Consider the following 2816-nt stretch of genomic DNA (forward strand, 5'->3'; position numbering starts at 1 on the left):
GCCACGTCGACGACCGCGTCGGCCGCGCGGGAGGCGTCCGCGAGCGGGCAGTCGTCGCCCCTGATGCGGAACTCCGCCATCAGGCACTCGTCGATCATCGCCGAGAGGAGGCGCCGGGAGTATTTAAAACCCGTCTATGAACTGCCGAACCGGTAAGGTCCGGTGACGGCAACAGTTGACTATGAACATCGAGGAGGTCAAGGAGCAGGCCGAACCCCGCGCGTTCAGCCCGCGGGACGACCTGCCCCGGGAGTACCGCGAGGCGGCGACGCGGATGCTCGAGTTCCACGCGAACAGCGAGATCATGGGCGCGTATCTGGAGCGCCCGTTCATCCGCAAGGCGCCGAGCCTCGAGCGGAAGATGGCGTTCAGCGCCAAGACGCAGGACGAGATCGGCCACGGGCAGATGCTCTACCGGGCCGCGGAGTCGCTGGGGATCAAGACCCGCGACGAGATGCTCGACGACCTCGCCAACGGCGACGGGAAGTTCCTCAACTGCTTCCACTACCCGATGGAGCGCTACGTCGAGACGCCGATGATCGCGTTCTTCGTCGACGGCGCGGCGATGCGCCGGCAGGCGACGCTGAAGTCCTCGAGTTGGGAGCCGTACGCCCACGCGATGGACAAGATCTGCTTCGAGGAGGGGATGCACGTCAAACACGGCGAGTCGATCCTCCGGGAGCTGATGAGCGGCTCCAAGCGGGAACAGGAGATGACACAGGAGGCGTTCGAGGAGTGGTGGCCCCGCATCCTGCAGTTCTTCGGGCCGACCGACGACCAGAGCACGCACCACGACTTCGCCGAGCAGGTGGGGCTGAAGACGAAGTCCAACGACGAGCTCCGGAACGCGTTCCTCAACACGTACATGCCCAAAGCCGAGAAGTACGGGCTGGAGATTCCCGACGAGCCGCGAATCCGGGACAACGGTGACGGCACCTACGAGGTCGTCGAGGACGACCTCGACTGGGAGGAGTTCTTCACCGTCTCGAAGAACGAGTACGCGGGCAGCAAGCAGCAGATCGACAGCCGGGCCCGCGCCCAGGAGGCGGTCCAGTGGGTCCGAGACATGATGGACAGTCAGGCGACCACCGGCGACGGTCCCAACACGCCGCAGGCGGCCGACTGACCATGATCTGGGAAGTGTTCCGACAGGCGGCACCCGGCGAACCCCACGAGCACTGCGGCAACGTCCACGCGCCCGACCGCGTGATGGCCAAGCAGTTCTCGGCCATCCAGCACGGCCGACGCAAGCCGACGCACTCGCTGTGGGTCGCTCCGCAGGAGAAGGTCAGCGGCGTCTACGGCGACGAGGACGCCGGCCCCGTCGACGGCGAGACGGTGTGGACGGTGTTCCGTCAGGAGAAGGCGGGCGGCTACCACACCTACTGCGGCGACGTGTCGACCGACAGCGTCGACGGCGCGAAGGCGGCAGCGGACGAGCAGTACGGCGCCGACGACCCACACAGCCTGTGGCTGGTTCAGTCCAGCTACATCGGCGAGATCACCGCCGATCAGGTGGCGTTCGGCGGCACGACGAACAAGGCCTACCGCTTCGCCCAGACGTACAACGTCGACCCGGCGGCCGAGGAAGTGGCGGCCTCCGAGGACGAGCAGGTGGCGGCCAAACAGCGACGAGGGAAGAACTGATGGCGACACGAGAGACAGACCTCGGGAGTCCGGAGGAGCTGAGCGAGCGGGAACAGCGCGCCGTCGAGGCCCAACTGTTCCGGCTCGCCGACGACGAGTACATCCAGGCCGAGCGCTACACGTTCTGGCAGGTCCGCGCACCGACGCTGGAGTCGGATCTCGCGGTCGCGAACAACGCCCAGGACGAACTCGGCCACGCCCGACTCTGGTACGACGCCATCCAGATGTTCGGCTACAGCGAGGAGTCGCTGCTCTGGGAGAGCGACCCGGACGACTTCCAGCACAGCACCCTCGTGGAGCGCCCGTTCTCGGAGGGCGACTGGGCCGACGCGGTCGTCCGTGGCTACCTCTACGACGTGGCCGAGGATATCCGCCTCGCGGCGCTCGAGGACTCGAGCTACGAGGTCATCCGCAACCGCACCAGCCGGATTCAGGGCGAGGAGGACTACCACGTCGAGCACGCCCAGAGCTGGCTGGAGCGAATGGCCGACGACGGGGAGGCGAGCGAGCGAGTACAGGCCGCGCTGGAAGATCTCTACCCCTACGCGCTCACCCTGTTCGAGCCACTCGGCGAGGTCGAGGAGGACATCGAGGAACTGGGCATCCGGACCGCGAGCCTCGACGAGATGCGCGAGGAGTGGGAGGAGCGAACCACGGCGTTCCTCACCGATCTCGGCTTCGAGGTGCCGACAGATGTCGAACCGGCGACACCGACGGGCCGGGACAACGAGCACACCGAGCACTGGCACGACCTCCACGAGGAGATGGTGTCGGCGTACCGGAACCTCGGTCGCCACAAGGCGACCACACTCATGGACGATGAGTAGCGAGCCCGACGGTCCCGAGGAGTTCGACCGCCCACGAGCCGACCCCGACGCCGGCCCGTGTGGCTACACCGAGTACGAGACCAAAGAGCGCACCACCGAGGAGGTGCCCGCCACCGGCGAGGGCGCCGAGGGACTGGAACGCGAGGTCTGGGCCGCGCTGTACGAGGTCGAGGACCCGGAGATGCCCGTCAGCGTCGTCGACCTCGGGTTGATCTACGGGCTCGAAGTCGCTGACGGCGAGGCCACCATCGACATGACGCTGACCTACAGCGGCTGCCCGGCCCGCGAACTGATCCTCGAGGACGTGGAGGCGGCCGCCGAGAGCGTCGACGGCGTCGACGA

At 67.2% G+C, this 2816-nt stretch carries 3 protein-coding genes and 2 pseudogenes; 4 read left to right on the forward strand and 1 reads right to left on the reverse strand.

The window, feature by feature from the left end; genetic code table 11:
* Window positions 1-98: pseudogene (locus tag ACFR9S_RS06570) on the reverse strand (helix-turn-helix domain-containing protein); the annotation flags it as partial.
* 83 nt (window positions 99-181) lie between these two features.
* Between ACFR9S_RS06570 and ACFR9S_RS06575 the strand changes: the two are divergent.
* The 4 genes and pseudogenes from ACFR9S_RS06575 to ACFR9S_RS06590 form a co-directional block, all read left to right on the forward strand.
* Complete coding sequence (locus tag ACFR9S_RS06575; RefSeq protein WP_379731549.1) at window positions 182-1126, forward strand: Phenylacetic acid catabolic protein; 945 nt, start codon at window positions 182-184, stop codon at window positions 1124-1126.
* 2 nt (window positions 1127-1128) lie between these two features.
* A pseudogene (locus ACFR9S_RS16195) lies at window positions 1129-1455 on the forward strand (PacF protein); the annotation flags it as partial.
* A 191-nt stretch (window positions 1456-1646) separates the two neighbouring features.
* Window positions 1647-2474: a 1,2-phenylacetyl-CoA epoxidase subunit PaaC gene (gene paaC, locus ACFR9S_RS06585; RefSeq protein ID WP_379731547.1), complete on the forward strand. Its 828-nt coding sequence runs from the start codon at window positions 1647-1649 to the stop codon at window positions 2472-2474.
* On the forward strand, window positions 2467-2816 hold a 350-nt coding region (locus ACFR9S_RS06590), incomplete at its 3' end, for a metal-sulfur cluster assembly factor (protein ID WP_379818307.1). The genes paaC and ACFR9S_RS06590, both read left to right, overlap by 8 nt.

The sequence above is a fragment of the Halolamina salina genome (genome assembly GCF_042678005.1).
In the GTDB taxonomy this organism is placed as follows: domain Archaea; phylum Halobacteriota; class Halobacteria; order Halobacteriales; family Haloferacaceae; genus Halolamina; species Halolamina salina.